This is a genomic window from Acinetobacter calcoaceticus, assembly GCF_051947995.1.
Lineage (GTDB): Bacteria > Pseudomonadota > Gammaproteobacteria > Pseudomonadales > Moraxellaceae > Acinetobacter.
On sequence record NZ_JBLVVH010000004.1, the window covers coordinates 249,584 to 275,735 of the forward strand.

Below are 26,152 nucleotides of genomic sequence, written 5' to 3' on the forward strand. Positions count from 1 at the left end.
TTCGATCCTGGGTCTCGCCACCATATTCAAAAAGCCTCAAACGAAAGTTTGGGGCTTTTTTTATTGCGCTAATAGTTTGTTATATTGAAGCCAAGTAGAAAAATTGAAGAATAACATCGCATGAAGGATTTATTTTCGGCGCAAAGTGAACTTTATCAACAGGCGCGACCGACTTATCCACAATCGCTCATAGACAGCTTAATTCAGCAGCTCAAGGGTTTTGACCGCGCGTGGGACTGTGGCGCAGGTTCAGGGCAATTAACCCGCCTGATTGCGCCGTATTTTCAACAGGTGATCGCCACTGACCTGAGTCAGAACCAGCTTGATCAGGCGCCAGCCTTGAGTAATGTCAGCTATTTACAGCAAGCCGCAGAACAATGCACTTTCCCCGATCAGTATTTTGACCTGATTACCGTTGCGCAGGCCATCCACTGGTTTGACTTTGAAAAATTCTACGCACAAGTGAAACGCACGCTCAAAGCAGATGGTCTTTTCGCAGTGATTGGTTATGGCCTGTTAACGCTTGAGGATGCGTTTTTAAATGATCGGCTGCAACAGCTCTATCATCAGACCTTAAACGGCTTCTGGGATGCAGAGCGGCGCTATATTGATGAGCAGTATCAGAGCATTCCATTTCCTTTTCAAGAAATTGCAATGCCGCAGTTTCAAATTGAATTACACTGGACAGGACAGCAACTGTGGGATTATCTCCAGACCTGGTCTGCAGTCCAACATTATCAAGGTCATATGCGGGTCAGTGCGCTGGCTGATTTACAGGATATTCTATTGATCCGGCAGCCGATGCGGGTGACCTTTCCGCTGTTGCTGAGAGTAGGGCGGCAAAGGACTTGAAAGACTGAAAATAAAAAAAGCATGCCGAAGCATGCTTTTTAGAAAGAAATGCGTAGCTTAAGCAGATTTAGCAACCTCTACAGGCGCTAACATATGGCCTGTTTCTTCAAAGTTGGCATGCCAAGACAATGCTTCACGCAGAATATGTGGAGTATGACCACCACGTTCGCAAGCACGGTCAAAGTAATCGTTTAACGCGCCTTGGTAAAGAGGGTGTACACAGTTGTCGATAATGACACGGGCACGTTCACGTGGTGCCAAACCGCGTAAATCTGCAAGACCGACTTCAGTCACCAGAATATCAACATCATGTTCGTTATGATCGACATGGCTGACCATCGGTACGATCGATGAAATGTCACCGCCTTTGGCAATTGATTTGGTCACGAAGATGGCAAGATGTGCGTTACGGGCAAAGTCGCCTGAACCGCCGATACCGTTCATCATCTTGGTGCCGCAAACGTGGGTTGAGTTCACGTTACCGTAAATATCGAACTCAAGTGCCGTGTTAATCCCGATAATGCCTAAGCGACGTACAATTTCAGGATGGTTGGAAATTTCCTGTGGACGTAACACCAGCTTGTCTTTGTATTTTTCAAGATTGCCAAAAACACGTTCGCCACATTGTGCCGACAAGGTAATGGAGCTGCCTGAAGCGAACTTCATCTTGCCAGCATCAATCAATTCAAAGGTACAGTCTTGCAGTACTTCTGAATACATCACCAGATCTTCAAAATTCGAGTCTTTCAGACCAGTCAGTACTGCATTGGCAATTGAACCAATTCCCGCCTGTAATGGGCCTAAGTTCTTGGCTAAACGGCCTGCAGCCACTTCCTGTTCAAAGAATTTGATCAGGTGGTTGGCAATGCCTTGGGTTTCTGCATCTGGCGCTGTTACGGTTGATGGCGAATCTGCGGTGTCATTGAACACGATCCCCACGATTTTCGCTGGATCGATTGGAATCGCGGTTGAACCAATGCGGTCATCCACTTTTGTTAATGGCAATGGGATACGGGTTGGGCGATAAGTCGGAATATAAATATCGTGCAGACCTTCAAAGTTTTCACTGAGTGAGGTATTGATTTCAACAATCACTTTTTCTGCAAAAATGGCAAAGCTCGCCGAGTTCCCGACCGAAGTGGTTGGAACGATATGACCATCTTCGGTAATCGCAACTGCTTCAATTACCGCAACATCAGGACGTTTCAGTTGCTGGTTACGCATCTGTTCAACGGTTTCAGACAAATGTTGGTCAATAAACATTACTTCGCCGTTGTTAATCGCGCGGCGCAAGGTATTGTCAACCTGGAAGGGCATACGACGAGCCAGTACACCGGCTTCCGTCAATTGCTTGTCTAAGTCGTTGCCGAGGCTGGCACCAGTAATTAACGTGATTTTTAACGGATTTTTCTTGGCTTGTTCAACCAGTGCCTGAGGAACAGCTTTTGCCTCACCTGCACGGGTAAAACCGCTCATACCGACCGTCATATCATTTTTAATAAAGCTGGCAGCCTGTTCTGCACTCATCACTTTGTCGTGTAGAGCTGCGAGGCGAATACGACTTAAAGACATCATCCATTCTCAATTTTGCTTTTCATTGGATATGGATTTTAGCGCTAAAACATGAAAAGTGAATTGAAATAAGGCTAAGGTCTAATACAGCTGCATACGCTTTATGCACTTAGGTTTTAGACTATTTTTCAGGGGTAATCTAGCTGGTTGAATTTAGAAGAAAAAAGACATGGATGAATCGATTGAAGTGAGTATTAGCACGTGTGCTAAATGGATGGAAAGTCGCCGATTGTATGATGATTAAATAGGCGACTTTAGTCTAAAACAACAGATTTAAAGCGATTGAACCGGGATTCTGCTTTAGAAATGCCCGGTAATGGTCTGTTTGATCTTATCAATGGCATTATTCGGTGATTCGGTTGCCGGTGCCGCCGTAGGAATAGGGAGGGAAATCACCACTTCCAGTCCACCCTGTTCGCGGTTACGGATACTGATCTGACCTTGATGAATATCGACAATACGTTTCACAATCGCCAGTCCAAGGCCGCTACCTTGAATGGTACGCGCCGAATTACCGCGAACAAACGGCTGCATCAATTCTTCGACCTGATCGGGAGGAATCCCTTCACCGTGATCGGCAACCGTAATTAAGATATGATCATCGACATGACTGGCGGACAATTCAATCGGTTCTGCGCCATAGCGTTTCGCATTATTGATCAGATTGGCAATCAGACGTTTCAGCGACAGACTCCGTGCAGCAATAATCGGAAGTTCCTGTACTTCAAAACGAATATCAAGCGGTTTGAACTGCACCACCAGTTCTTGTAGCAGGGTATTCAGATTGGTCTCTGTGAGCTCTTCGTCAGAACCGTCTCGCATATAGGAAATGAACTGATTCAGAATCGCATCCATATCGTCAACATCGTAGATCAGGCCTTCGCGGAAAAACTCGTCAGGCAGCATTTCAGCCGTTAAACGAATACGGGTCAGCGGTGTACGTAGATCATGGGAAATACCCGCCAGCATGATCTGACGGTCACGTTCGGTCTGTTCCAGTGTATATACCATATGGTTAAAGGCCTGATTAACCTGACGGATTTCCAGTGGTCCATGATTGGTATCCAGATAAGGAGCTTTACCGTTTTTACTATAGTTATTGGCGGCATTTTGTAATCGACGTAAAGGCCGATTCATCTGGCGCACCAAAATTAAGATAATGATAGACGATACAATCGGGACACCAAACAGCCAGCCAGCGATGAGTTCAACACTGTAATTGGTATAGGTTTTCAGAGGTTCTCTGACCCAGTTGCCATTCATTTCAGGTGTCTGAATCCAGATACGCGGAATCGGCTTGAATTTAAAATAAACCGTGACGTCTTTAACACCGAGTTCTTTGGCCAGCTTCTCTTCAATCTGATTGGTAAAGAGTTCAGCCAGGAATTTATCTTCAACCCGTGGAAACTCTTTTGGATCGGTGACGTATTCAATCCCGATCCGGTTTTTTAACCAGGTATCCACATCGACTTCGCTATCACGATGTAAAATACGGATATCCGGATTATTCACCAGTTCCAGTTCAATCGCGAGATAGCGGGCATGTTGCTGTAATTCGGGAAGATAAAGGGTTCGCCAAAAGAACCACAAGGACATAAACAGGCTGAAAAACACCATGAACAAGACCAGAATGGTAGTGCGCATGGCAGCGGAACGTGGTTTGATTTTATCTAAAAAACGTTCCCATTTTGTTCGGGGCCTTTCGGAATAAGCCGCGAACTCGGTAAACTCTTGTGGATCAATGGGTTCAAGTTTCAACGTTTAATTTCCCGAACTTACTCTGCACCATCTGGAACAAACACATAGCCCACACCCCAAACGGTCTGGATGTAACGTGCACGGGCAGGGTTATCTTCAATTAAACGACGTAAACGAGAGACTTGCACATCAATTGAGCGCTCCATTGCACCCCATTCACGACCACGCGCCAAATTCATCAATTTATCGCGGGTTAAGGGCTCACGAGGATGCTGGACCAGTGCTTTCAATACCGCAAACTCACCTGTCGTTAAGGTCACGACTTGGCCTTCACGGGTCAAGGTACGTGTCGAAAGGTCGAGTGACCATGGACCGAAGCTGACCACTTCAACTTGCTGGCTTGGTGCGCCAGGTACTTCACGCACTTGGCGACGTAACACGGCACGGATACGGGCCAGTAGTTCATTTGGATTGAAGGGTTTTGGCAGGTAATCATCTGCGCCTGCTTCAAGACCTGCAATACGGTCAGAATCACTGCCACGTGCAGTGAGCATGATGATCGGGGTGTCAATATTAGATTGACGTAGGCGACGACAAATACTTAAACCGTCTTCAACAGGGAGCATAAAATCAAGCACGATTAAAGAAAACAGTTCACGTTGCAGCAAACGATCCATTTGTGTCGCATCATGAGCAGTTTTTACCACGAAACCTTTATCTTCGAGGAAGCGTTGTAAAAGCGTACGCAAGCGCACATCGTCATCGACCACTAAAATGCGTTCGACCCGGTCTGTCTCATGGTGTACGGTTTCCGTCGATTCAGCAGGTACAACTAAACTCATGATTGTGCTCCTTTATCGTTTATTGTCATCGTCTTTATGCAATGCGAGTGTGAAATATCAATAGACCTTTGAGTATACGATTCATTGCACAGTTTTGGCTATGTTATAAAGCAACAAATATTGCCAATAAAATCAAGAGATAGATACCAAATATATACAGGCAAAAATATGACAATCAACCTATTTTTCAATATTTAGGCAGAAAAAACAGCTGATTTGAGAAATATGCGGCGATTTGCATAAAAGATTGAGTCCAGAGATTTTTCTTGAAGAGCGGGTGAATACTGCAATTAATAGCCTGTGAGTGAAATTTATACAGGAATAAAACACAATATTCAAAAAAACAATGGTGGATTTTATAGCCATGAACTTTATAATCAGTGCTTTTAGAATTAACCCTTGTGGAATCAATCACGATGACTGACTTAGTTCAGCAGTTGGCAAATGAACTTGCCGTACGTCCAAACCAAGTAGAAGCTGCTATTCGTTTAATTGATGAAGGTGCTAGCGTTCCTTTTATTGCACGTTACCGTAAAGAAGTCACGCAAGGCTTAGACGATACGCAATTACGTCAACTCGATACACGTTTAACCTATTTACGTGATTTATACGAGCGTCGTGAGAAGGTGATTCAATCTTTACAAGAACAAGATAAATTAAGCGATGATTTATTGGCACGCGTCAATGCGGCTGAAACGAAGAATGCATTAGAAGAAATTTATGCACCTTATCGTCCAAAACGCACCAGCAAATCATTTAAAGCAAAAGAAGCTGGCTTAGGTCCGATTGCTGAAAAAATTATTGCAGATCAAATTGATCCTGTAGAAGCTCTGGCTGGCTTTAGTCATGAAGACTATTCTGATGTTGAAAGCCAGTTGGATGCGATCCAGCATATCTTGATTGATGACTGGGCACAAAACATCGCCTTAACTACTGAATTAAAACAAACTTTTGCTAAAACTGCAGTATTGAAAAGTGCAGTCGCTTCTGATGAGAAAAAAGAAGTGGGCAAGAAATTCCGTGATTATTTTGAATTTTCAGAAAATCTCAATAAAGTCCCTTCACATCGTTTATTGGCGATGTTACGTGGCCGTCAGGAAAATGTACTAGGCCTAAAAGTAGATGGTGAAGACGATGCTCCATTGGCACGTATCGAGACAGAATATAATCTTGAGCAACTTCAGCCACAAAGCCGTCAGGACTATTTAAAGCAAACTGCTAAATTATTCTGGCTGGGTAAAGTTCGTCCGCAAATCGAACATTCATTATTAACAGATAAGCGTTTAGCTGCTGAAGCTGAAGCAATGGATGTGTTTGCTGAAAATTTGCGTCATTTATTGCTTTCTGCACCTGCAGGTAGCCGTACCACGTTAGGTGTAGATCCTGGTATCCGTACGGGCGTGAAACTTGCAGTGGTAAGCGATGCAGGGGATGTACTGGCGCATAGCACCATTTATCCATTTGCACCAAAAGAAGATAAAGAAGGTTCGCTGGCAGAACTTGCGCGTTTATGCCGAGAGTTCCACGTGGAACTTATTGCGATTGGTAACGGTACAGCAAGCCGTGAAACTGAAGCTTTGGTTGCAGAAATGATGGCAGCCAATGCAGATTTGAAATTGACACGTATCACCGTCAGTGAAGCAGGTGCATCGGTTTATTCTGCAAGTGAATTGGCATCACAAGAACTTCCTGAGCTTGATGTGTCGATTCGTGGCGCCGTGTCAATTGCACGCCGTTTGCAAGATCCATTGGCTGAACTGGTTAAAATTGATCCGAAATCAATTGGTGTGGGTCAATATCAGCATGACGTGAACCAGACCGGTTTGGCAAAAACACTGGATGCTGTAGTTGAAGACTGTGTGAATGCCGTTGGTGTAGATGTGAATACGGCTTCTCCTGCAATTCTGGCTTATATCGCAGGTTTGAATAAGTCGATTGCGCAGCAAATCGTGGAGTACCGTAAAGAAAATGGTCGCTTTGATAACCGTCAGGCCTTGAAAAAAGTACCACGTTTAGGCGAGCGTACCTTTGAACAGTCAGCAGGTTTCTTACGTGTTCAAAATGGTTCAGAGCCATTGGATGCTTCTGCGGTTCACCCGGAAAGTTATGGCTTGGTAGAAAAGATTGTTGCAGCAAAAGCAACGACGGTGAAAGACATTATTGGCAATACTGAAATTATTCGCCAAGTGAATGCAGATGAATTTGTCGATGATAAATTCGGCTTGCCAACCATTCAGGATGTTCTGGCTGAATTGGAAAAACCGGGCCGTGATCCACGTCCAGAATTCCGTACGGCCAAGTTCCGTGAAGACATTACTGAGGTTGCGCATCTGACCGAAGGCATGCAGCTTGAAGGTGTCGTGACCAATGTGACCAACTTCGGTGCCTTTGTCGATGTAGGTGTACACCAAGATGGTTTAGTACACATTTCTGAGTTGGCGAATGAATTTGTTTCTGATCCGCATAAAGTGGTGAAACCGGGCCAAATCGTACAGGTACGTGTCATGCAGGTTGACGTGGAACGTAATCGTGTCAACTTGAGTATGCGTGCAGAAGGTTCTGCGCCAGCGAAAGCTTCACGTCCACAACGTGCACCACAAGACCGTACTGAACGTTCAGAACGTAAGCCACAAGGTCAACGTCCTCCACGTAAAGAAGGTGACTTTAAGCGTCCACAACAGAACAAGCCAAAAACTGAAAAACCACAAGAGCAAAAAATTGGTGGTTTAGGTGCCTTGTTATTACAAGCCGGGATTAAAGGTTCTAAATAAATTGATAATTCCTAAAAAACCTCCTTCGGGAGGTTTTTTTATTGCGGTTATTGATTTGTGAGCCGAATTACGGCAGATCTGACCTTTGCGAACATACAAGATGAGGCGAATCTTAAGATCAACAAAAATAGGCTGAAATCGATAAATAAATATACAACGTTATAACGTAACCAAACTTTAAACCTTGCACTTTGTCGGACAATATCATTCAAGCCTCGAAGTAGGGAAAACGCTTTCAGGCAGTAAAAATTAATTATTTTTTTATTATAAATGGTTACTTCATGACAAGTTTAGCACTGAAAAATAGATTCCATTTAAATGACCTCCTCTCCGGAGTTGTTGTTTTTCTCGTGGCCTTACCCTTGTGTTTAGGGATTGCGTTAGCCTCCGGAGCACCGATTATTTCAGGCATTATTGCCGGAATAGTTGGCGGTATTATTGTCGGGCTGCTCAGTGGCTCTCACATTAGCGTTTCAGGTCCCGCGGCAGGACTGGCAGCAGTCATTCTTGTGCAACTGGATCAATTAGGCGGCAATTATGCCGCTTTTTTATTGTGTATTGTTTTTGCCGGGATTTTACAGATTTTATTTGGGCTGTTTAAATTGGGCTTCTTTGCGAATTTTATTCCCAATAATGTGATTCTGGGATTACTGGCGGCCATTGGCGCAATTTTGATTGTAACTCAATTACCTTACTTATTCGGTTTATCCAGCTTCTCTTGGGACATGTTGTGGACCAGTACACCGAGTGCCTTGGTTCAGCATTTTGATCTGGGTGCGGCCTTAATTGGCCTGCTCAGTTTGTTTCTGATTCTGGCCTGGGATAGCAGTCCACTTAAAAAGTTGACCTTACCCTCGGCCCTGATTGCAGTTGTACTGGCTGCGGGTCTCAATTTTATTTTAATCAGTATCGGTTCGCCATGGGCAGTACAAACCGATAACCTGATTCAGTTACCCAATATCCTGGAGGCACCTCAGGAGGTGCTGGTTTTTCCTGACTTTGCTTATCTGGCGGAGCCGCTGATTTACACTGGAGCAGTCACTTTGGCCATCGTGGCCTCCCTTGAAACCTTACTCAATCTGGAAGCTGCCGATAAACTGGATTCACAAAAAAGATCGTCTCCACCCAATCGTGAACTATGGGCACAAGGAGCAGGCAATATCGTATCGGGTTTAATTGGTGGTATGCCCGTGACATCGGTGATTGTGCGTAGTTCAGTCAATGCCAATACAGGTGCACGTAGCAAATGTTCCACTATTTTTCATGGGATACTCCTGTTGCTGGCAATTTAGTTCTTCGTGCCATTGATGAACATGATTCCATTGTCTGCGCTGGCAGCTATCTTGATTGTAACGGGTTTTAAACTCACGCATCCCAAATTATTCAAACAGTTATATCAAAAAGGCTGGAAGCAGTTCTTACCGTTTATTATTACGCTGGTTGCAATTTTACTGACAGATTTGTTGACGGGCATCGTGATCGGCTTGCTCACCAGTAGCGGCTTCATTCTGTATGGTAATTTTAATAAAGGGGTGCGGGTCTATAAAGAGAAGCATTTGCATGGCATTGTGACCCGGATTGAACTGCCTTCACAAGTGACCTTTCTGAACCGTTCTGCATTGATTTCAGCCTTGGAGCATGTACATAAACACCAGCAGCTGATTATTGATGCAACCCAGTGTGATTCGATTGATCCCGATATTTATCAAGTGATTCAGGACTATCAGAATGAAACTGCCAGTAAGCGTCAGATCGACTTAAAGCTGATCGGATTTAAGCAACATTATCAGGATGTCGATGAGGCAGCGCTGGATATTTATATCAGTACCCGGGAACTGCAACGTAAATTAAGCCCGCAACAGGTCATCACCTTACTCAAAGAGGGTAATGAGCGTTTTGTCAAAAATGAACGCCTGCAACGGGATGTTTATCGCCAGATCCGGGTCACTGCGGATGAAGGACAGCACCCGATAGCAGCGGTACTGGGCTGTATGGATTCGCGTGCACCAACCGAGATGATCTTTGATGTCGGGATTGGCGATTTATTCAGTTTAAGGATTGCAGGAAATATTGCGGGACAAAAAGTACTGGGTTCGCTTGAGTTTGCCTGTCAGGCCAAAGGCTCCAAGGTGATTCTGGTTTTGGGTCATACCGATTGTGGTGCTGTTACCAGTGCCTGCCAGTTACGTTTACAGCAGAAACGGGTTTCTGATGTGCAAGAGATGCCCCATATCCAGTATGTACTGGGGCCGTTGATGCATTCAGTCGATAGTGTCTATGACATTATGCAACCGCGCGATTTAAGTCAGGCTTTTATCAATCAGGTCACGGCAATGAATGTGCATTACAATATTCAATACATTACGGCGCATAGTCCGGTATTGAAAGACCTGCTGGATCGAGGCGAAATTGCAATAGTTGGTGCAATTTATGATGTGAAGACCGGACAGGTCGAGTTTCTGGATCGTTGATGCTTCATCTAAAAAAGCGCCTGTTCTCAGGCGCTTTTTTATTGATATCATGATCAATCGATTGCATATACTGGATAAGACGTTTATTTGTTGAAAAGCAGAATAAACCCTGACCTACTGCTGTCATGGGCGTAGAATAGCCGCTATAAACAGCAATTTTATTCTATAAATTTCATGCAATCGCGCTAACCTGACATGATGCAAAAAATTCAAAGGAGGTCGTGATGTCGCGTAGACCTCGTGAACAAGTTGATTACCTCCATCTGGAAGAACTGGGTGGTCTGGAAATGCTGAAAGCAAGTTATTATCAGCAGGAGTTTTCACGACATGTTCATGAAGGATTTTGTATTGGCGTGATCGAAGAGGGCGCACAGCGCTTTTATCGAACCGGTGGCAATCATGTGGCACCACAAGGCGATATTATTCTGGTCAATGCCGATGAAGTGCATACCGGATCTTCGGCGGTAGACACCGGCTGGCGCTATCGCGCAATCTATCCAACACCTGAAGTATTTAATGAACTCACCCGCGATCTGACGACGGTACACGGTACTGCACCTTGGTTCAGAGAAGCGGTATTGCATGATGAAGGATTGGCCCAGCAATTCCGTTTATTGTTTGATTTACTGGAACAACCGAACAATAGCTTGTTAAAACAGACCTTATTCTTGTCGACGATTGCATGGCTGGTGTCCAAATACAGTCAGGTCAAGCCGCATGTGGCTGACTTGAGCAATGCCAAACAGCGAATCCTTAATATTAAAGAACTGATGGCAACGATGCCTGAGCAGGAATTTTCCTTGGTTGAGCTGGCAGAAATGGCTAATCTGAGTCAGTGGCATTTCTTGAGACAATTTAAAAAACATGTCGGGTTGTCGCCGCATGCATGGCTGGTACAGGCAAGGTTGCAGAAATCGCAAAGATTGTTAAGACAGGGACTGAATTTATCCGAAGTCTCACAACAATGTGGTTTCTCGGATCAGAGCCATTTTAGCCGTCATTTCCGTCAGACCTTTGGCATTACGCCCGGCGGTTATATTGCCTATCTCAAATAAAACAGCAATTTTATGCAATTCTCCTGATGCAAATTTTGGCATAGTCATACGGTCTTTTATCAACCCTTGTGATTTTGATGTTAAGTGACAGCGTAACTGATGATACCCCCATGACCGTAACGCGGGCATTTTTAAATGGTGTCGTCAAAATACTACCACTATGTTTTGCAGTATTACCGTGGGGCTTACTCGCGGGCTCTATGGCAATTCAGGCTGGGCTGACCACCTTACAGGCGGTGGGCATGTCTGCGCTGGTTTTTGCGGGTGCAGCACAGTTGATGACTTTGGGGCTGGTCATGGCAGGAACACCTGCTTTAACCATTATTATCTCCGTGTTTTTAATCACCACCCAGCATTATTTGTATGCGCTCTATCTACGTGACGATATTTCCAGACAGCCATTGAAGCATCGCTTAATGTTGGGATTTCTCCTGACAGATGAACTGTTTGCGGTGAGTATTAAAAAACAGCAGCATTACATTTATTACTTGCTGGGTGCAGGCAGTTGCTTCTATCTATGCTGGGTATTGTTCAGCCTGTGTGGCGTATTGCTGGCAGCTTCAGTGCCCAATCTGGATCAATATCATCTCGATTTTTCCATTGTTGCGACCTTTATCGCCATAGTGATTCCATTTATTAAAAACCTGAATACACTGGTCGGTGTACTGGTCTCGGTTATGCTGACGGTTGTTTTCTTGAGTCTGGGTATTAAAAGTGCAGCCATCTTAGCGGGGGTGATTGGCATGTTAACTGCGACCTGTTTGCAGAATCTGCGGGAGCGTGCGGCATGAGTTGGTTTCTGCTGATTATTCTGGCCATTGTGGTCTTCATGAATCGCTATATTCTGCTGGAACCGAATATTCCATTACGCTTACCGAAATGGTTCCAGCAATCCTTGCAGTATTCTGCACCGTGTTTATTGACCGCGATTGCCACGCCGATTGTATTTATGGGTGAGGATGGGGCTTTCCGTAGTACTTTACTTAATCCCTATTTTCTGACGACGCTGATCACCATTGTGATTGCCTACAAGGTCAAGCATACCTTACTGACGATTATCCTGAGTCTGGCCTGTTTTTACGGGTTGGTGTTCTGGTTACCGTAAAGGCTGGGGCCATTCAATGACGTGCCCAAGCCTTTGGTTTTGCAACTAACGGGTGGTATAACCGCCATTGGCGAAAATGGTCTGTCCAGTAATCCACCAGCCCTCTGTGACCAGAAAACGAACCAGCGGTTCAATATCTTCAATCTTGGTCAGTCCGCCTAAAGCCGAAGCAGATTGATGATAAGCCACGGCTTCAGGGGCTTCCTGACCATAGAAAAATGGCGTATCCATCGGACCCGGCGCAACCGCAGTCACCGAAATGCCACGTTCACCAAACTCTTTGGATGCGGCACGCGTGTAATGTTCCACCGGTGCTTTCAGACCTTCATAGGTGGAATAGAGACCGGTATAGGCAGCCAGCAAACTGGTCACAATACTACAGATTTTTCCGTGTGGATTGAGATGACGGCCTGCAGACTGAATGAAGAAATAAGCAATTTTATTGTTAATATCGTTCATCCCGTCAAATTCCTGTTCAGTCGTCTCCAGATATGGTTTTTTGAGCACGCGACCGACGGTATTGATGGCAATATCCACCCCGCCAAAGTTTTCTTTGGCAGTGATAAACAGGTGTTCAATATTCTGAATATCGGATAAATCTGCTTGCACCAAAACCGCTTTTGCTCCGAATGCCTGTACGGCTTTTAAGGTTTCTTCTGCATCTGCCTGTGTTGCTGCACTATTATAATGAATGAGTAAGTTTGCCCCTTGTTCTGCAAACTTGCGTGAAATCAAGCCTCCCAGGTTTTTAGCGCCGCCCGTAATCAATACGGTTTTTCCTGCTAGCGTATGTTGTGACATCTCGATCTCCTGATTGTTGTGTATGAAAATCATGCTAATGCAATTTATTTGTTTGAAATAGTTGTTAGTATTGAACTGATTGTGCAGAAAAGTTGAATAATAAAATGGATAAGATTGAGCGCTTAAAAATCTTTTGTTTAGTGGCAGAGAAGCAATCTTTTGCACAAGCTGCACTGCAACTGGGATTGCCCCGCTCTAATGTGACCTATGCCATACAGGCGCTTGAAAAAGAATATGAAGTACTGCTGTTTTATCGCACCACTCGTAAAGTCGCTTTAACCCATGAGGGGAGCCTGTTTTATCAGGAAGCCATGCGTCTGGTGACGCAATTAAAAGAGCTGAATCGCTTTAAGACGCATGTGCGGAGTACGGAAGGCAAGATTAGCATTGGCATGCCGAAACGCTTGGCCACTCAGCTGTTGATTCCTCATTTAGGTTCTTTTTATCAGCGCTATCCCAAGGTCAAGGTGCTGGTGAATGGTCGTGATGACTTTTCCAATCTGATTGAACAGCAACTGGATTGTGTAGTGCGGGTGGGACAGGTACAGGATCAATATCTGCTGATCAGACCCATCACACACACCCATATCTGGACACTGGCAGCACCTGCTTATCTAGCCGAATTTGGTGAACCCAAAAGCTTTGAGGAGCTGCAGCAGCATTATGCTGTGGACTACCATGTGGCGAAACATTATCGGGAATGGAGCGAATTGGTATTTCAGGATCAGCGTCTGAGAATGCCGTACCGTTTACTGATTGAAAATACCGAAGCCTATATTCAGGCCGGTTTGGCTGGCATTGGTATTATCCAGATTCCTGAATTTGATGCTGCACCCTATGTACAGCAAGGTGTGTTACAGCGTTTATTTGTAGAGGTTCCGGACTTGCAATTACCGGTCAATATTTTATTGACGGATCGCCAGTATCGTCCTCAATATTTTCAGGATTTTATTGATTGGTTAGAGGAATTATTAAAGCAGCAGCTCTAGGCATTGATCTGCTCACGATAAAAATTTATAAGACATAAAAAAAGCATACCTGAGTACGCTCTTTTTATTTTGGCAAAGATTAATAAAGACCGAGCAAGAAACCAACACCTAGGGTGAAGAAACTAAATAGCCAGATCCAGCCAAATGAATAACGTAGATGACGTCCCATGTCTGTACCTGCAAGTCCCATGGCCAGCCAGGTTGCTGGTGAGAATGGGCTAACGAAGGTACCGGCGTTATTGCCAATGGCCATGGCATACACCACCGAATCAGCAGTTACACCAGCAGTTGCAGTCACTTCCTGAACAATCGGCAAGAGGGCAAAATAGTAAGCATCGGTACTGGTAAACAGATCCATTGGAACACCCAGGATACCGACCAGAATATGCAGGCTACCGACCCAAGTCGTTGGTAAAATATGAATCAGATCCAGTGCGATTGACTTCAACATGCCTGATTCGGAGAGAATTCCCAAAAAGGCGCCAGCCGCAAAAATAATGGCCACCATGCTTAAGGCTTGAGGTGCATGTCGGCTGATCACCGCCATTTGCTCTCTTGGTTTAGGGAAGTTCACCAATAATACGAGCGATAAGGCAATCATAAAGACGTAGGGTGCAGAGAATAGACCAAATGCCAGACAGATAACCGCAAGAACAACCAGACCGATGTTAAACCAGAACTTTTTAGGTTTGACTTGTTCTTGTACATCTTCCGCCATATCGGCTGCCATGCAGTCCTGTTCAAAAGGTGTAGTACCCAAGGCTTGTGCTGCAAGGATACGTTTTTTTTCACGTAAGCCCATCAATACGGCAAAGCCCATCATGCCCAGAATACCAATCACCTGTACCGGGATCAGACTCTGCCAGAGTGCGGCGGCTTCAATGCCAGTGACGGCAGATGCACGACCTAAAGGGCCACCCCATGGCACCATATTCATAATGCCCATACTGCCGGCCATGAGCAAAAGCATCAGATAAGGACTCATCCCCAGTTTGCGATAGAGCGGCAGTAAGGCAGGAATAATAATCAGAAAAGTGGCCGCCCCGGAACCGTCCAGATGCACGATAGCAGCAATCAAGGTGGTCATCACCGCAACAATCACGACATTACCGCGGGTCAGACGCACCATGTTGCGGATCATGGGATCAAAAACATGTAACTCTTTTAAAATACTGAAAAACAAAATGGCAAATAAAAACATGGTGGCCACTTTGCTGACTTTTAATAAACCTGCTTCAAAGAAGCCGGAAATCTCGCTAATCGAAAAGCCAGCAATGAGTGCCCCAATAAGCGGAACAATCGACATTGCAACAATTGGACTGGTTTTACCCGACATGAGTAACGCGACAATCGTTACAATAATTAGAATACCTATCAGCGTAAGCATTATTTACTCCCTTAAGTCGTAACCTCTTGCCATAAAAAAAGTGTTAAAAGTACACCAAAAAATAAAAAATAAAACGCCGTCCATTATGCATAAAAACTTAAATTAAGCTTAAATTTCAGCAGAAAAACTAAACGAAATGCTGCATAAGTGAGCAAGTTATTTAATTTTTGCTAAAAATGGTTGTAAAGGAAATTGGGAAACTGGCTGAAAAGTGATGGAGTTTTTATCATTTTTTGCGCTTATTCAGCAGTGAAAAATATCGAAAGATGGGGGAGAAAAGCCAAAGTTTATCCAGGCCTCATGATGGTATTGTATAAACCAGCTCAGGTCGAGGAAGTAAAAGACTTTGACAGATTCAATGCGTTGCTTTAAAAATTAGAGTAATTACTCTAATTTTGGAGAATACGATGCAGATTGGTCGACAGCACTGGATGATCCGGACTTCTGGTGATCTAGGATTAAAAGATCGCATAACCTTGCTGAGTCACAGTTTACTGCCAGTCATTCAGCAAACCATTAAAAGCTATGCTCTAGCCCACCATAAACAGCGCAATAGAATGCAGCAACTGAGTATCGAAGATCTGGTATTACCCGATAGCCCAGATGTACAACAGGCCTTGGCACAGATGCAGTCTTGTAGTGCTGAGGCCTTACAGAATCACTGTCTGCGTACATGGTGTTACGCCATTGCCTTTGCCAAAATGCAACGACTGCAATGTGATGCTGAGCTGTTAGCAGTTTCATGCCTGTTACACGATTTGGGGATGACTACACAACATTATCAGCATCATGCACATTGCCGTTGCTTTGCCGGACAAGGAGCCCATGCGGCGAAAGACTGGTCAATTCAACAAGGCTGGCCAATCGGGCGTGCTGACCAACTCTTTGATGTGATCAGTCTGCATATGAACCCCTATGTCGCCCTTAAGGAGGGGATTGAGGCGCATTTATTACAACAGGCTGCCAGCTGCGATGTCATTGGTAGCCGTGGTTTTGAATTTTCCAAACAATTTAGACAGCAATTACAGCAACACTATCCGCGACTCGATTTTAACCGGATCATGATTGAATTTACCGAGCAAGAAGCTGAACAGCGTCCCCGTTCCCGCACCGCCATGCTGGTCCAGAGTGGATTTAAGCAGTTGGTGAATTCAAATCCTTATTTAAAATAAGTCCAAAATAAAAAACCACTTTTGCCTGAACAAAAGTGGTTTTTGCTTGTTAAGTTTGAATGGATTTAGTGGTCATGTTCCAGATATTCAGGTTTTTTCGGTAAGGCCCAGCTACAGAAGAAACAGATCATCAGCATGATAATCACATAAATAAAGAAGATGTTTTCAATACCTGCATCTTTAAATAGCAACGCCACCGATGGTGCTGAACCACCAAACAAGGCATTACCGACGGCATAAGAGAAACCGACACCTAAGGCACGCACATGCGGAGGGAACATTTCTGCTTTGACCAAACCACTGATTGAGGTGTAGAAGCTCAGCAGCATCATCAGGAAAATCAGTAATAAGGTAATAATAACAGGCGAGTCAGCAAAGCTGCGCATACCGGTGACCATCACCGGATAGATAAAGATCGCGCTAAGTAAACTGAAAGCCAGCATGGATGCACGACGGCCGATGCGATCTGAAAGCATCCCAAACAACGGTTGCGCCAACATAAACACAAACAAGGCTGTGGTCATAATGAAGCCGACAGTTTTGCCATCCATCCCGATGTTGGTGAGATAGGTTTTAGAATACACCGTAACCACATAGAAAGTCAGTGAACCTGCAGAGGTATAACCGACTACCAGCAAGAAGGTTTTCCAGTGCTGTTTCAGTAAGGCAACCAGACTCCCGGATTCCTCACGTTCCGCATCTTCATGCGATAAGGTTTCTTCTAAACGGCTTCGTGCCAGTAAAGACAAGATTGCAGCAATACCCCCAATCACGAATGGAATACGCCAGCCGCCATCATTCAATTGCTGTTCGGTCATAAAGCCAAGCAGGATGACCCCGAGTAAGCTGGCGAGCAGCTGACCACCGGATAAGGTGACGTATTGAAATGAAGCAAAGAAACCGCGTTGTCCTTTTAAGCCCAGCTCACTCATATAAGTGGCGACAGCACCATATTCACCACCGACCGAAAGGCCTTGTAATAAACGAACCATCAGTAGCAGGAAAGGGGCCCACATACCTACCTGATCATAGGTCGGCAAGGCTGCAAACAGGAATGAACTCAGTGCCATCAGACAGATTGAAATCACCATGGACTGTTTACGACCGTGACGGTCAGCGATTCGTCCAAATAACCAACTGCCGATTGGTCGCATAAAGAAGCTGGCAGCAAATACACCCCATACATAAATCGCTTTAGTGGTTGGATCCATATCCGGTGCAGTTAATGCATGCGTAAAATAAGCAGCAAAGACGGCATAGATATAAAAATCAAACCATTCAACCAAGTTCCCTGATGCCGCACCGACGATACCCTTGATACGACTTCTTCTTTCTTCCTTGCTATATACCTGACTCATATACGTTCCTTTTCACCAAGCAAGATTCTGTAACTGAATCTTTACAGAATGTTATATACCGCTAAAGAAGCATGAAAATGACACTATTTTGTATGTTTTTTATGAATATATTTTTATTAATAGACAATTACTAGAATCCTGAGCTAACTCATTGACAGATATACATTGTCAGAATGGTCAATGTATAGGTTTTAATCTTTTTAAAAGCAGATAATTAAGTATTTATCAGAGACAATATTTGCATTCGCCTAATTTAGTTTATGTAAATGGTCTGTAATAGAGCCATTTTGGTGCAATCTATCTTAAGCATTTTTTTAGATGATTGCATGGCTGTGTGGAGATTCAAGCTTGGTCGATGCATTAAGACATGAATATCCATTCACTAAGCTATAAACAGGCCGAGTCGTTAGAGCTGGTGATTAAATCGTCAAAGCTGTGGATAAGTTTCAGTTTATACACACAGTCAATCAGTGTTGTTTTTAATCGTATTTTCACCCGTCCTGATTTTTTGCTTTTGGCTTATGCCGTGCTAGAGCAGCAAGCTATTTTGAAATAACACTTAGTCCAGCACTGGAATAACGCAGTCTGCTCTGAATGGACAGGGCTCTCCCTGCGTAAATTGAGTCAGCATGCTTCTGATCTGATAAAGCTGGGCAATTTTTTCATCAATCAGATTGAGCTTTTCTTGAAGAAGGGTCTGGACCTGTGCCGCAGGAATTTCCTCGTGCGCCGTCATATTTAAAATTTGCTTGATTTCATTCAGGGTATAGCCCAGATTTTTGGCAGAACGAATCAGTTGTAGCTGTTGCAGCGTCTGTTCCGGATAGTCTTTATAGCCATTATTACAGGTCATGGACTGGATCAGCTGCATCTTTTCATAAAAGCGAATGGTGTCCCGGCTTAGATTTGCCTGTTTTGCCAACTGTCCAATCAACATTTTGCGTATCCTTTATTGTTATAAAAAAAGCGGTATTAACCCCTTGACCATTGAGTGTACTCCATCCTTTAACCTGTGCCTACAGTCAATCAAATAGGCATAAAAAATGGACCATAATCATTTAAAAAATCAACAATCTCGTCAAATTGCACTGGTTGCTGGCGCGACGGGTTTTATTGGTCGTTATCTGATTCTGCAACTTTTGCAACAGGGACATTCTGTCTTTGCCTTGCTCCGTCATCCGCTCGAGCAACAACAGGCCCTGACTCAATGGCTGCAACAAAAAAATGTTTCTTTGCAGCAACTGACTTTTATTCAAGGGGATGTGACTCAGGTAAATCTTGGTATTCAGCCACATGACTGGGAAAAATTAAAATCCGTCAATACCTTATATAATAGTAGCGCCTTGTTTGCCTGGAATCTGGAGATGCAGCAGGCACGGGCAGTCAATGTTGATGGCGCACTGAATTTACTGGCCTGTGTACATCAGCATTGTGACTTAAAACGCGCTGTGCATATGTCAGGATATATGCTGACGCTGCTTGATCACTTACGTCAGGCTGGCGTTTGTCTTGAACAGCCCGAACAGACTGACTGGCTCTCGGTATATCAGCGCTTAGGTGCCTATGAGGCCTCAAAGATAGAGGCCCATTTTGCCTGGATTCGCACCGCACAACGCTTATCGGTGGACTGGACCATTATCCATCCAGCAACGGTTTTGGGTGATGATGTCTCTGGTGAGATTCCGTTGAACCAGCCGATTGCCCAAATGATAGATTTGCTAAAACGCAAGAAAATGAGTGCACTGCCGGCAACTGCACAACATTATCTGCCTTTGATCCGGGTTGATGATTTATGTCAGATCATGGTCAAGGCTTCGATGGATCAGGCGTTAACAAATCAGTCGATGCTGGCAGTCAGCGAGCATGATCTGGCCCTAGCGCAATTGACGGGCATGATTGCAACGCAGTTGCAGGTCAAGGCACCTACACGGCATATCCCGATCGCTTTGTTGAAGCTGATTTTAAAGTGGCAATGGCTGGCGACGAAGCTGGAAATGTCTCGGGAAATGTTAGATTTCCTTAGAACCGAACCATTAGAGCAAGCCGTGTTACAGCAGTTCAAACAGCGCTGGCAGATTTCAACGGGTGATCTGGAAGATGCAATTCGTAAAACCACGGATTGGGTCAGTCAGGCCCGTTAAACGGAGCTTTATGCGAAAGAAAAACAGCCAGTCAAAGGATGGGCTGTTTTTCTTATTGAATCGGCTAAAGGCTTACCAGTGTTCGCCCGGGAACAGGCGGGCATAAGCACGTTGCACCAGATTGAGTTTTTCCTGTTTGCCCACAGATGCGGTAGAGCTTGGGAACAGGTTATAGCCAATCGACATCAGGATATTGTTGATGTCTGGTGCGATTGCATAGGTAATCGACGCCAGACGACCAAGATTGGTGGCGATTTTCTTTGGACGTTTCACGATGGCATAAGCAATCAGGTCCGCAGCTTCTTCCGGTGAAAGGGTTGGGACATATTTATAGATTTTGGTTGGCGCAATCATTGGCGTACGGACCAAAGGCATATAAATAGAGGTAATCGCAATTTTATGTGAATGTACTTCTGCGGATAAGCAGCGGCTGAATGCATCCAAAGCCGCTTTTGATGCAACATAAGCCGAGAAGCGGGTCGCATTGGCAAGTACCCCGATCGAGCTGATATTGATGATCTGGCCATCTTTGCGCTGCATCATGTGCGGCAGGATATTCAGAACCAGACGTACTGCACCAAAGTAGTTAAGCTGCATGGTGCGCTCGAAGTCATGAAAACGGTCAACCGATTCATGTACCGCTCGGCGAATTGAACGACCGGCATTATTTACAAGAATGTCGATGTGGTCCACTGCAGCCAGAATTTCTTTTGAAACTGCATCAATGGATTCCATTTCGTTGAGATCACATGGAAACACAGACGCCTTTCCACCTTCAGCCTCAATCTCTGCTTTGACCTCATCTAACTTCTCCTTGGTGCGAGCGAGCAATAAGACATGGGCCCCAGCTTGCGCAAGGTATTTTGAAACCGTTAAACCAATACCACTTGATGCACCAGTGACAATGATTGTTTTACCGTCGACTTTTTGCTGAAAAAGTTTTTTGAGTTTTGCATTCATGTAAGTATCCTACATTCATCACGAATCATGCTGTTGTGTGCAATGCTGTCCTATACCGCTTAACACTGCAATTTATTTTGGTCTAATATTAACCGATCTTTTTTGTTTGTCCAGTGTAAACATTTGAAAAATAATATCTTTTTTAGAGTAAAAGCTCTAAAACAAGGTGTTGTATTAGTTGAAAAATCGAGCATATTTTTTTAGTTTTGCACAAAAAATAAGCCCCATTTTCGGGGCTCATTGATTTCATTAAAATTAAACTTGGGCGAGGGCTTGTTCGAGATCGGCAATCAGGTCATCCACATGTTCGATCCCGATCGACAAACGCACTAAATCTTCACTGACACCCGCTGATTTTAGCTCTTCTGCATTGAGTTGGCGGTGAGTTGTGGTCGCAGGATGGCAGGCCAGACTTTTGGCATCGCCAATGTTGACCAGACGGGTAAACAGTTGCAAGGCATCAATAAAGCGAGTACCGCCTTTTAAGCCATCTTGTACACCAAAGGACAGGATGGCAGAAGGTTTACCTTTCACATACTTTTGCGCCAAATGATGCTGTGGATGATCTTTCAGACCCGCATAATTGACCCATTTTACTTTTGGATGCTGTTTTAAATATTCAGCAATCTTGATGGCATTTTCAGTATGTCGTTCCATGCGTAGATTTAAAGTTTCCAGTCCTTGCAGGATCAGGAATACGCTGAGCGGACTAATTGCCGCGCCGGTATTGCGTAACGGTACCACCCGCGCACGGGCAATATAAGCGGCTTCTCCCAATACTTCGACATAATTGACACCATGATAGCTTGGGTCTGGCGTGTTTAATGCTTTGAAGCGTTCAGGATATTTGCCCCAAGGAAACTTGCCGCTATCGACAATCACACCACCGATGCTATTGCCGTGACCGCCAATATATTTGGTCAGGGAATGAATCACAATATCTGCACCAAATTCAAAAGGTTTAAGCAGTGCAGGTGTTGCTACCGTATTATCGACAATCACAGGCACACCATACTCATGCGCAATCTTGGCAATGGCTTCAAGGTCGATGATATTGCCGAGCGGATTACCGATCGATTCCACAAACACCAGTTTGGTTTTGTCATCAATAATTTGACGCAGCGCTTCCGGATTCTGATAGTCAAAGAAACGCACTTCAATGCCTTGCTTCGGCAAGGTGTGGGCAAATAAATTATAAGTTCCGCCATATAAGGTGGAGACAGAGGCGATATTGTCGCCTGCTTCGGCAATGGTCTGAATTGCGTAGGTAATCGCAGCCATGCCTGAGGCCAGCGCCAACGCCCCAATCCCGCCCTCCAGTGCTGCAATACGTTGTTCAAGCACGGCAGTGGTCGGGTTCATAATCCGGGTATAGATATTACCCTGAACTTTTAAATCAAATAGGTCTGCACCATGCTGTGTATTATCAAAGGCATAAGAAGTGGTTTGATAGATTGGCACGGCCACAGCCTTGGTGGTGGCTTCTGGTGAATATCCCGCATGAATGGCTAAAGTTTCATCTTTATAGGTCATGATGACTTCATCTACGTGAGTTAAATAATCATCGAGTCTAGCCGATATTTTATCCAGAAGGGTGCATAAATTTTGCGCTGTATAGTGTTTTTAGTGATATAGCAGGGTTAATCCGAAGCAGATCAATTTTTTATCAGTGCTTCATTCTTCAAGCCTGTAATGTCTTGAAAAAGAAAATTCTTTGTTGAAGCCAAACAAATGCCAACTTAACTTCAAGTCAATGGGGTTTCAGCGTATAATATGCCAGATATTTTTTCGCTTATTTGCGATGTACTGGTTTTTCAATTGAGGAGTCCTGCGTGGCCCAATATATTTATACGATGAACCGAGTGTCTAAAATGGTTCCGCCGAAACGCGAAATCCTGAAAGACATCTCTTTATCATTTTTCCCAGGCGCGAAGATTGGTGTGCTTGGTTTGAACGGTGCAGGTAAGTCAACCCTTCTCCGTATTATGGCTGGCGTAGATAAAGATTTCTCAGGTGAAGCTCGTGCACAACCAGGAATCAAAATCGGTTACTTAGAACAAGAGCCACCACTTGATCCGACCAAAGACGTTCGTGGTAACGTTGAAGATGGTGTACGTGAAGCACTTGACGCTTTAGAACGTCTTGATCAGGTTTTTGCTGAATATGCTGAACCGGATGCAGATTTTGATGCACTTGCGAAAGAGCAGGAAAAATTGGAATCCATCATCCATGCATGGGATGCACACAACCTCAATAACCAGCTTGAAATTGCTGCTGATGCATTGAACCTTCCAGCGTGGGATGCCGATGTATCATTGCTTTCAGGTGGTGAGCGTCGTCGTGTGGCATTGTGCCGTTTATTGCTTTCTAAGCCAGACATGTTGCTTCTCGACGAACCGACCAACCATTTGGATGCTGAATCAGTATCTTGGTTAGAACGTTTCTTGAAAGACTTCCCTGGCACCATCGTTGCGATTACGCATGACCGTTATTTCTTGGATAACGTGGCTGAGTGGATTCTTGAACTTGACCGTGGACATGGTATTCCTTACCAAGGTAACTATTCTTCTTGGTTGGAACAAAAGAATGCCCGTCTAGAGCAGGAACAGAAACAAGAAGAATCTTTTGCTAAAGCATTGAAAAAAGAACTTGAATGGGTTCGTTCAAATGCCAAAGGCCAGCAAAAGAAAAACAAAGCGCGTATGGAACGTTTTGAAGAGCTTAACTCTAAAGAATTCCAGCAACGTAATGAAACCTCTGAAATCTACATTCCACCTGGCCCACGTTTGGGTAACAAAGTGGTGGAAGTGGAAGGGATCAGTAAATCATTCGATGGTCGCTTACTCTATGAAAACCTGACGTTTACTGTACCGCCTACAGCGATCGTGGGTATCGTTGGTCCAAACGGTGCGGGTAAAACCACCTTATTCCGTATGATGACGGGCGAACAGCAACCGGATACTGGTACTGTGACTTTAGGTGAGTCGGTTAAAGTGGCTTACGTGGGTCAGATTCGTGACACCTTGGATAACAACAAAACCGTTTGGGAAGAAGTTTCTGGCGGTTTAGATATCCTGAAAATCGGTGATTACGAAATTGCATCACGTGCTTATATTGGTCGCTTTAACTTTAAAGGCCAAGATCAGCAAAAACGTGTAGGTGAATTGTCGGGTGGTGAGCGTAACCGTTTACAACTTGCCAAGATCTTGCAGATGGGTGCAAACGTGATCTTGCTGGATGAACCGTCGAACGACTTGGATATCGAAACTTTACGTGCACTTGAGGATGCCATTCTGGTATTCCCGGGTACCGTCATGGTGGTATCGCATGACCGTTGGTTCCTTGACCGTATTGCAACGCATATCTTGTCATTCGAGAACGAACAGCCAGAGTTCTACACCGGTAACTATGCAGAATATGAAGCTTATCGTCAGTCACGTTTAGGTGAAGATGCGGCTCAAAAACGCACTAAATACAAAAAAATTACGGGTTAATATTCCGTAAATAAAAAAACCAGCCTCAGGGCTGGTTTTTTTATGCTTATGCAAAGCCTGCGCTGGATAAACAGGTCGTGGAACAAGATAAAGCCTATTTATTAAAATCGCCACGTAAATCAGACCAGATTAACAGTGGTGTAACAGTAATCACATCAAAGGTCATGGCGAGTGGATAAAGCACCTTGCGTGTTGCCCGTTTAAATGGATGTTTGGTGGTGATTGTCGTTTCCTGTTGTAGAGTGACCGGGTATGGCTCGGCTAACTTCTGCTGAACTTTCTGGGTATCGGGTCGTTGATACAGTTGGCCTTTAAAAAATACATTGATATAAGGGTAAGGCGCGGTGTCTTGATTCTGGATCAGGTCAAAATTCTGTCTAAAACCTAAAGACTTCAATAGCTCTTTTTGCTTTTGATTGAGATCGACCATACGGGTGTGATAGCGAATTTGTAATACACCGCGGAAATGACTCGGGTCATCCATCGTTAGCACCAGCGGGCTAGGATTGCTAAAGCTGCGTTGCTCTGCTGGAATGGCCTGCAGCAGTTTAAGCAGTTGCTCACTACCATCGGTCATTAAATAATTAAAATCTTGACCAATAAACACCAGACCTTGGCTCTGCTGGTTATGTATAGCTTGTCCGAGGGCAATAATCTGGTCATTTTTTATGGTACTGGTTTGAACCTGAGTGGTTTCATTGGGAAGTGCAGTCGAAAGCATACTGGTGGCACAGCCACTGAGGCCGAGAGCTGAAGCCAGCACTAAGATCGCAAATATTTTTGACATAAAAGACCCGTATTTGAAAATGTTTGTTATCGATGTATAGGAAAAAATCTTTAAAATCAGTCGTCAATTAACTGAAAATTGTTTTGTAATTTTATTACATTGCCATCACTTGCTATAGTGACTTTATGCAATTTACTGTAATGGTGCGCTGTTGCAACGTTCGATCATTTTTATGACCCTGTTGTTAAGCTTGTTCATGTTCCAAGGTTTCTGGAATGTGGCAGCGGCTTTCTGCGCGCATGAAAAGTCGGGCCAATACAGTGAGCTCAAGCATTTTGGGCATCACGCCCCTGAAAAGCGTCATGTTTCTGCAACGCATTCATCTTCTGCTGTTGAAGCAGATACGCATGTTGCCGCCTCTTTAAACTTGCAAGATCATCATGATCATTTACCGTCCTGTTCCTATGTGATGGTGATGCAAACACAGCAGCAGTGGCATACGCCTGTTGTACGGATCCATGAAATCGAGCACAACTATCACTGGTCTAATGCTTACCAGTCCCCACATTTATCCGGATTAAATCCGCCTCCGATATTGACCTCGCTATAAGTGAGGTAGCCTAAAAATAACTCACTGGAAATATATCTATTTCACGGGGTTATTTGTCCTTAATCAAATGCTTGGCAGATTTTAACTTGTCTCGATAAATCGTAGCTTCTAGAGACATGCCGCATTTCTTGCAGCGGTTTGGAATCA

At 44.4% G+C, this 26,152-nt stretch carries 20 protein-coding genes, 1 tRNA gene and 1 pseudogene (1 of these 22 only partly in view); 12 read left to right on the forward strand and 10 right to left on the reverse strand.

Annotated elements, in window-relative coordinates; translation table 11 throughout:
* Together ACNQO6_RS09870 and ACNQO6_RS09875 are read left to right on the forward strand one after the other, a co-directional pair.
* Positions 1-23, forward strand: a tRNA-Phe gene (locus ACNQO6_RS09870); it begins 153 nt to the left of the window's first position.
* Positions 24-120: 97 nt separating this feature from the next.
* Positions 121-852, forward strand: coding sequence for a methyltransferase domain-containing protein (locus tag ACNQO6_RS09875; RefSeq protein ID WP_440208861.1), 732 nt, complete (start codon positions 121-123; stop codon positions 850-852).
* A 57-nt stretch (positions 853-909) separates the two neighbouring features.
* On the opposite strand, the gene ACNQO6_RS09880 is transcribed toward ACNQO6_RS09875, so the two are convergent.
* The 3 genes from ACNQO6_RS09880 to ompR form a co-directional block, all read right to left on the reverse strand.
* Positions 910-2,424, reverse strand: a complete 1,515-nt coding sequence (locus ACNQO6_RS09880; protein WP_440208965.1) for an acetyl-CoA hydrolase/transferase family protein — start codon at positions 2,422-2,424, stop codon at positions 910-912.
* Positions 2,425-2,724: 300 nt separating this feature from the next.
* Positions 2,725-4,182, reverse strand: coding sequence for an ATP-binding protein (locus ACNQO6_RS09885; RefSeq protein ID WP_440208862.1), 1,458 nt, complete (start codon positions 4,180-4,182; stop codon positions 2,725-2,727).
* Between the two features lie 17 nt (positions 4,183-4,199).
* Positions 4,200-4,964, reverse strand: a complete 765-nt coding sequence (ompR, locus tag ACNQO6_RS09890) for an osmolarity response regulator transcription factor OmpR (RefSeq protein ID WP_004657337.1) — start codon at positions 4,962-4,964, stop codon at positions 4,200-4,202.
* A gap of 416 nt (positions 4,965-5,380) precedes the next feature.
* Here ompR and ACNQO6_RS09895 point away from each other — a divergent pair, with 416 nt between their 5' ends.
* The 5 genes and pseudogenes from ACNQO6_RS09895 (at position 5,381) to ACNQO6_RS09915 (ending at position 12,366) form a co-directional block, all read left to right on the forward strand.
* Positions 5,381-7,735, forward strand: a complete 2,355-nt coding sequence (locus ACNQO6_RS09895; RefSeq protein WP_440208863.1) for a Tex family protein — start codon at positions 5,381-5,383, stop codon at positions 7,733-7,735.
* A gap of 281 nt (positions 7,736-8,016) precedes the next feature.
* Positions 8,017-10,206: pseudogene (locus ACNQO6_RS09900) on the forward strand (bifunctional SulP family inorganic anion transporter/carbonic anhydrase).
* A 224-nt stretch (positions 10,207-10,430) separates the two neighbouring features.
* On the forward strand, positions 10,431-11,261 hold the full coding sequence (locus ACNQO6_RS09905; RefSeq protein ID WP_279695347.1) for an AraC family transcriptional regulator: 831 nt from the start codon (positions 10,431-10,433) through the stop codon (positions 11,259-11,261).
* Between the two features lie 77 nt (positions 11,262-11,338).
* Positions 11,339-12,052, forward strand: a complete 714-nt coding sequence (locus tag ACNQO6_RS09910) for an AzlC family ABC transporter permease (protein WP_396514071.1) — start codon at positions 11,339-11,341, stop codon at positions 12,050-12,052.
* Positions 12,049-12,366, forward strand: coding sequence for an AzlD domain-containing protein (locus tag ACNQO6_RS09915; protein WP_440208864.1), 318 nt, complete (start codon positions 12,049-12,051; stop codon positions 12,364-12,366). Before ACNQO6_RS09910 ends, ACNQO6_RS09915 begins: the two co-directional genes overlap by 4 nt.
* Before the next feature lie 45 nt (positions 12,367-12,411).
* Here the strand turns inward: ACNQO6_RS09915 and ACNQO6_RS09920 are convergent, their stop codons facing one another.
* Positions 12,412-13,167: an SDR family oxidoreductase gene (locus ACNQO6_RS09920; protein WP_440208865.1), complete on the reverse strand. Its 756-nt coding sequence runs from the start codon at positions 13,165-13,167 to the stop codon at positions 12,412-12,414.
* Between the two features lie 104 nt (positions 13,168-13,271).
* On the opposite strand from ACNQO6_RS09920, the gene ACNQO6_RS09925 reads away from it, so the two are divergent.
* A complete protein-coding gene (locus ACNQO6_RS09925) occupies positions 13,272-14,156 on the forward strand; it encodes a LysR family transcriptional regulator (RefSeq protein WP_440208866.1) in 885 nt (294 codons plus the stop codon).
* A 79-nt stretch (positions 14,157-14,235) separates the two neighbouring features.
* On the opposite strand, the gene ACNQO6_RS09930 is transcribed toward ACNQO6_RS09925, so the two are convergent.
* Positions 14,236-15,543 carry a CitMHS family transporter gene (locus ACNQO6_RS09930; protein WP_005227720.1) on the reverse strand — a complete coding sequence of 436 codons (1,308 nt, stop codon included), beginning with the start codon at positions 15,541-15,543 and terminating at the stop codon, positions 14,236-14,238.
* 407 nt (positions 15,544-15,950) lie between these two features.
* Between ACNQO6_RS09930 and ACNQO6_RS09935 the strand changes: the two genes are divergently transcribed.
* Positions 15,951-16,715 (forward strand): HD domain-containing protein, encoded by a 765-nt coding sequence (locus ACNQO6_RS09935; protein ID WP_343579671.1) that lies wholly within the window; start codon positions 15,951-15,953, stop codon positions 16,713-16,715.
* A gap of 65 nt (positions 16,716-16,780) precedes the next feature.
* On the opposite strand, the gene ACNQO6_RS09940 is transcribed toward ACNQO6_RS09935, so the two are convergent.
* A complete protein-coding gene (locus ACNQO6_RS09940) occupies positions 16,781-18,073 on the reverse strand; it encodes an MFS transporter (RefSeq protein ID WP_005227716.1) in 1,293 nt (430 codons plus the stop codon).
* A 559-nt stretch (positions 18,074-18,632) separates the two neighbouring features.
* Positions 18,633-19,010, reverse strand: coding sequence for a MerR family DNA-binding protein (locus ACNQO6_RS09945; protein ID WP_343579672.1), 378 nt, complete (start codon positions 19,008-19,010; stop codon positions 18,633-18,635).
* A 106-nt stretch (positions 19,011-19,116) separates the two neighbouring features.
* Between ACNQO6_RS09945 and ACNQO6_RS09950 the strand changes: the two genes are divergently transcribed.
* Positions 19,117-20,214, forward strand: coding sequence for an SDR family oxidoreductase (locus tag ACNQO6_RS09950; protein WP_440208867.1), 1,098 nt, complete (start codon positions 19,117-19,119; stop codon positions 20,212-20,214).
* Between the two features lie 72 nt (positions 20,215-20,286).
* On the opposite strand, the gene ACNQO6_RS09955 is transcribed toward ACNQO6_RS09950, so the two are convergent.
* Together ACNQO6_RS09955 and ACNQO6_RS09960 are read right to left on the reverse strand one after the other, a co-directional pair.
* Complete coding sequence (locus ACNQO6_RS09955) at positions 20,287-21,174, reverse strand: SDR family NAD(P)-dependent oxidoreductase (protein ID WP_199949062.1); 888 nt, start codon at positions 21,172-21,174, stop codon at positions 20,287-20,289.
* 255 nt (positions 21,175-21,429) lie between these two features.
* Positions 21,430-22,707: an O-acetylhomoserine aminocarboxypropyltransferase/cysteine synthase family protein gene (locus ACNQO6_RS09960; protein ID WP_009506728.1), complete on the reverse strand. Its 1,278-nt coding sequence runs from the start codon at positions 22,705-22,707 to the stop codon at positions 21,430-21,432.
* Between the two features lie 299 nt (positions 22,708-23,006).
* Here ACNQO6_RS09960 and ettA point away from each other — a divergent pair, with 299 nt between their 5' ends.
* Positions 23,007-24,668 (forward strand): energy-dependent translational throttle protein EttA, encoded by a 1,662-nt coding sequence (gene ettA / locus ACNQO6_RS09965; RefSeq protein ID WP_199949060.1) that lies wholly within the window; start codon positions 23,007-23,009, stop codon positions 24,666-24,668.
* A 94-nt stretch (positions 24,669-24,762) separates the two neighbouring features.
* Here the strand turns inward: ettA and ACNQO6_RS09970 are convergent, their stop codons facing one another.
* Complete coding sequence (locus tag ACNQO6_RS09970) at positions 24,763-25,455, reverse strand: hypothetical protein (protein WP_440208868.1); 693 nt, start codon at positions 25,453-25,455, stop codon at positions 24,763-24,765.
* A gap of 151 nt (positions 25,456-25,606) precedes the next feature.
* Between ACNQO6_RS09970 and ACNQO6_RS09975 the strand changes: the two genes are divergently transcribed.
* A complete protein-coding gene (locus ACNQO6_RS09975) occupies positions 25,607-26,005 on the forward strand; it encodes a cation efflux protein, CzcI-like (protein WP_440208869.1) in 399 nt (132 codons plus the stop codon).
* Positions 26,006-26,152: the final 147 nt, after the last annotated feature.